The sequence below is a fragment of the Pseudoalteromonas sp. Z9A6 genome (assembly GCF_011378805.1).
Classification (GTDB): domain Bacteria; phylum Pseudomonadota; class Gammaproteobacteria; order Enterobacterales; family Alteromonadaceae; genus Pseudoalteromonas; species Pseudoalteromonas distincta.
On the sequence record NZ_WTKZ01000106.1, the window covers coordinates 1 to 4873 of the forward strand.

4 protein-coding genes are annotated in these 4873 nt (G+C 38.9%); 2 read left to right on the forward strand and 2 right to left on the reverse strand.

All coding sequences use genetic code 11. The features are described from left to right. Nucleotides 1-67 precede the first annotated feature (67 nt). Nucleotides 68-721, reverse strand: a complete 654-nt coding sequence (locus tag GQR53_RS20220) for a DUF6058 family natural product biosynthesis protein (RefSeq protein ID WP_024606143.1) — start codon at nt 719-721, stop codon at nt 68-70. Between the two features lie 171 nt (nt 722-892). Here GQR53_RS20220 and dapA point away from each other — a divergent pair, with 171 nt between their 5' ends. Both dapA and GQR53_RS20230 read left to right on the forward strand, forming a co-directional pair. After that, entirely contained in the window at nt 893-1810 is a 918-nt protein-coding gene (gene dapA, locus GQR53_RS20225) for a 4-hydroxy-tetrahydrodipicolinate synthase (RefSeq protein ID WP_165745033.1), read from the forward strand. A gap of 129 nt (nt 1811-1939) precedes the next feature. Further along, entirely contained in the window at nt 1940-3244 is a 1305-nt protein-coding gene (locus tag GQR53_RS20230; protein ID WP_002958629.1) for a DEAD/DEAH box helicase, read from the forward strand. A gap of 31 nt (nt 3245-3275) precedes the next feature. On the opposite strand, the gene GQR53_RS20235 is transcribed toward GQR53_RS20230, so the two are convergent. Then, complete coding sequence (locus tag GQR53_RS20235; RefSeq protein ID WP_165745034.1) at nt 3276-4775, reverse strand: amidase family protein; 1500 nt, start codon at nt 4773-4775, stop codon at nt 3276-3278. Between the last annotated feature and the right edge of the window lie 98 nt (nt 4776-4873).

A 4873-nucleotide genomic window follows, 5' to 3' on the forward strand; every position in this document is an offset into this window, starting at 1 on the left:
ATCAGCTGCCTGATATATTCATTTCAGATGAGGCTGAATAGTTACAAATAAATAAACTAATGCAAAACTATTTAATAGATAAATCGTATTTTAAAATAAGTGCATCTATATAGCGGGTGCGTAATGTATGTTGTTTTTCATGATCGGCGCCATGCCCTAACGCTTTGTTTAAAAGCTTCATGGCGGGGTGTAGTTGTGCTCTTTCTTCTTGGTTTAAACTCGCTTTACTGCGCAGTTCTGTAATGTCGTCAACTAATAGTCTGCCAATATCTACCGAGACTATTTCGTCTATTAAACCATTCTGAGTAAGTACACCGTACTTACTGCATAAAAACTGTTGCCAAATTTGCTGTAAGTGCTCGTCTATTTCACAGCCAAATAGCTCTTCGCTAAACGCAAATCCTTGCTGAGCGAGCTTAGTTAGGCTTGCAGTATATTGCTGTGCAAAATAATTAAAAGCGTGGCTTGATGATTCTATTTTTTGTTTTAAAAGACCCAGCCCCCAATTAACACAGCCGCGCGGGTAATAGTCGTCATACTCTTCGCATTCATACAAGCCTGAATATGAGCTGCAGCTAAGTTGGCTTTTAATACAGTAACTTGGTTTTGGGAAAACACTTCGCTCTTGCCAAGCTAAAAGTGTATCTGCATCTATATTTAATGCTTGGCACAGTTCATCGGTGTTATAAAAATGAGTTGCTAAGTAGTCAGATAAACGCATAAAGCCTCTGGTATCGTTAAAAATAAAATACTGTTTATATATACAGTTATTCATTTTGTATTACCAAACTTAATAATACAAGAGATTTTATAATTAAATGTAGGCTTACACCTCCAAAAGTACCCGCAATTATGTTACAAATAGCGCAAGTTTTACAAATAATGATTTTTTATGCGCACCCTAGAGAAAATTAAACAAGCAAGCCTTATTACAGCTATTAAAACGCCATATTTAGCAAACGGTGAAATTGATCTCGCAAAGTACGATGAACTCGTTGAAATACAAATTGCAGCGGGCGTTGATGGCATTGTAGTCGGTGGCACAACAGGCGAAGGCCAGTTAATGAACTGGGAAGAGCATTTAATGCTTATAGCGCACAGTGCAAACAAATATGGTGACAAACTGGTTATTGTTGGTAATACCGGTAGTAACAACACCCGTGAAGCGATTAAAGCAACTAAATATGGCTTTGCCAGCGGTATGGATGCAGCACTGCAAATTAACCCATATTACGGACGTACGTCAATCGCGGGTGTTAAAGAGCACTTTAAACGCGTACTTGATATTGGACCTGCCTTTATTTACAACGTAGCAGGTCGCACAGGTCAAGACCTAACACCTGATATTATTGAACCATTAGCACAGCATTCGAACCTAATTGGTATTAAAGAATGTGGCGGCAATGAGCGCATTGCACAGTATGAGCAGCAAGGCATTGCGTGTTGGTCGGGTAACGACGATGAAGCACACGACGCTCGTCATGTACACAAAGCTCACGGTGTTATTTCGGTTACTTCTAACCTTATTCCTGGGTTGTTTCGCCAATTAATGGATACTAAAAATGATGAGTTAAATACGTCATTACAACCATTAATGAACTGGTTGTTCTGTGAGCCAAACCCTATTGCTATTAACACTGCGATGATGATGACAGGTGCAGTAAATCCAGTATTTAGATTACCGTATTTACCGCTTAGTGATGAACAACAAAAAGTAGGTTTGCCATTAATAAATGAGCTTAACGAACGTGAAGTTGTCGGTGGTAAAGCACAGTTATTAAAACAAAATGAGGTATTAACGCTTTCTTGAGTTGATAATCAATATTTTAATGACTTAACAAACTAATTTTTAGCTTTTAATCCAGTTTAAAGCTAACTGTTGACTCGTTTTTGCTGTATAATTTGCGACCCTTGATAATGTGGCCGTAGGTTATACAGCATGAATTTTAAATCTTTTAGTTTCGCTCCTGAAATCATCCAGGCGTTGGACGAACTTAACTATCACACTCTTACGCCCATTCAGCGCGCAGCAATCCCTGCTGTTCGTAAAGGTAAAGACGTTTTAGCCAGTGCACAAACTGGTACCGGCAAAACTGCCGCGTTTGCTTTACCTATCATCCAAAAATTGGTTGAGTCTGAACTCAGCACAACGAATGCACCTCATGCGTTAGTACTTGCGCCAACGCGTGAACTTGCAGAACAAATTGCAAATAATTTTAGAGATTTTGCAAAGCATACATCACTTAAAGTCGTTAGTTTATTTGGTGGGGTTAGTACCGCCGGCCAAGCAAACGCTTTAAAAGAAGGTGTAGATATTGTTGTTGCAACACCAGGTCGTTTATTTGATCATATTCGCTTAGGTAACTTAAGCCTTGCAAGTGTTAAGCACCTTGTTCTTGATGAAGCCGACCGTATGCTTGATATGGGCTTTATTGAAGACATGCAAAACGTGATTAAAAGCTGTGCAGAAGAGCGCCAGATTTTACTTTTCTCAGCTACTTTCCCTGCAGCAATTAAACAATTTGCATCTAAAGTATTAAAACAAGCTGAAATAGTGCGTGTTGATCAAACTAACAGTACAGCAAGTACTGTTGAGCATGTTGTTTACCCTGTTGAAGAACGTCGTAAGCAAGAACTACTTTCTGAATTGATTGGTAAGAAAAACTGGCAACAAGTGCTTGTCTTCGTAAACATGAAAGAAACAGCTGACGAGCTTGTTAAAGAGCTTAACCTTGATGGTATTCCGGCAGGCGTTTGCCACGGTGACAAATCTCAAGGTAACCGTCGTCGTGCTTTACGTGAATTTAAAGAAGGCAAAGTACGTGTATTAGTAGCTACAGAAGTGGCTGCTCGCGGTATTGATATTGATGGTTTACCTCGTGTAATTAATATTGATTTACCTTGGCTTGCAGAAGATTACGTTCACCGTATTGGCCGTACAGGTCGTGCTGGTCGCCAAGGTCAAGCAATCTCATTTGTTAGCCGCGAAGAAGAAAACACTTTGTTTGAAATTGAAACGTTAATCGGTCAAAAAATCAAACGTGTATATTTAGAAGGTTACGAAGTAAGTAACCGTGAAGTACTAATTGATAAAATTGGTAAAAAACCAGCGCATTTACGCCGTACACGTTCTAACAAGTTATCAGGACAAGCAACCGGTGAAGCGAGAGCTGTAAATCGCTCACGTATTTCAAGCGTTCGTAAAAGCTTAAAAGGCGAAAAACTGTCACTTAAAAAGTCATAGTTAACGCCGTTTAGTTTAAAAAAACCTGAGTTTACTCAGGTTTTTTTGTATCTAACGATAACACCTCATCAATAATATTTGCGTATACATAAGCCGCTTGCTCGCCCTCTTTATTTGCTATTATGGACAAACCAACTGGTAAACCACTTACTTTGCCTACCGGCAGAGTTATGTGCGTTGTGCCTGCAATAGCAGATAACGAACTACTACTACCATTAAAATTATCACCATTAACTAAGTCTGTTTTCCAGGCGGGTGATACTGTAGGCGCTATAACAATATCAAGCTTGTTGTTTTTATATACATTAACAATGGCTGTCGTTGCTAAAGTGCGATAGCGTTCTTTAGTCTCTTGGTATTTTTGTTTGTTAGTTAAATCAATAGCCTGAGATTGAACTAGGATGTCTTGCTCAAAGTGGGGCATTTCTGTTTTTTTATTTTTAATATTAAAATTAATAAGTGCTTTTAGGCTTTTTACAGCCACTTGTGCTGGAGTGCTTGCGAGGTAGTGATTAATTTCGGCTTTAAAGTCGTAAAGTAAAATATAGTATTCATCAACAAATAGCGTATCTAAGTTATCAGTAATATCTACATTAATAACAGTGTGCCCAGCCTGTTTTAATGCTTGTAACTGCTTGGCATAAAGGCGCTGCGTTTCAACTGTAAATTTATCGCTAGGGAGTGCACCAATAATAAGTGACGATTTTGATTTTAGATTACCTGCTTTTAATTCAAACCCTGTAGTTGTTGCATCAAGGGAGTCCTCACCTTGCAAAACTGATAAAACCAGCAATGCATCTTTAAGTGAATGCGCCATCGGCCCTACTGAATCTTGACTACTTGAAAGAGGTATAACACCTGAGCGTGATACTTGGCCCATACTCGGTTTTATTGCATAAACTCCATTTACTGAGGCAGGGCACGTAATTGAACCGTCTGTTTCAGTCCCTAATGCTATAGGCGCAAAGTTAAGTGCGACTGCTACAGCAGAGCCTGCACTAGAACCACATGGATTACGTGTTACATCGTGCGCATTATGTGTTTGTCCGCCTACGGCACTCCAGCCTGACGACGAATAGGATGAACGAAAATTTGCCCATTCACTTAAATTAGCTTTACCTAAAATTATAGCGCCCGCATTACGTAGTTGTTTAACAACAAAAGCATCATTATTAGTAACGTTATTTTTAAATGCTAAAGAGCCAGCCGTTGTGGGAAGTGTGCCTTTCGTTTCTATATTATCTTTAAGAAGTACAGGTATTCCGTGTAATGGACCTGCCCAAGTGCCTTTGGCGGCAAGTTCATCTAACGTTTTAGCTTGAGCAATCGCTGTAGGCTCAATACTAATAACTGCATTGTATTGTGGGTTAAGTTTATTAATTCGGTCTATATAATTTTGGGTGAGTTGCTGTGCATTAATAGAATTATTTTTATATGCACTGTGGATTTCATCGATGGTTTTTAGCTCTTGTGCTTTAGCGTTAAAAATTGCTAATACACTAAGCAACGAAAAGGTAAATGTTTTGATCATTGTTGAGGTGCTTGAGGTGTTATTATTTTCTATACATTTAGCACAAAAAAACCTCACAAAGTGAGGCTTTTCGATAAACAGAGGGCGTTCAGAATTCT

Excerpts from the sequence above, each read along its gene's own strand:
- GQR53_RS20220 (WP_024606143.1), bottom strand. The coding sequence starts at position 721 with ATGCGTTTATCTGACTACTTAGCAACTCATTTTTATAACACCGATGAA.
- dapA (WP_165745033.1), top strand. The coding sequence starts at position 893 with ATGCGCACCCTAGAGAAAATTAAACAAGCAAGCCTTATTACAGCTATT.
- GQR53_RS20230 (WP_002958629.1), top strand. The coding sequence starts at position 1,940 with ATGAATTTTAAATCTTTTAGTTTCGCTCCTGAAATCATCCAGGCGTTG.
- GQR53_RS20235 (WP_165745034.1), bottom strand. The coding sequence starts at position 4,775 with ATGATCAAAACATTTACCTTTTCGTTGCTTAGTGTATTAGCAATTTTT.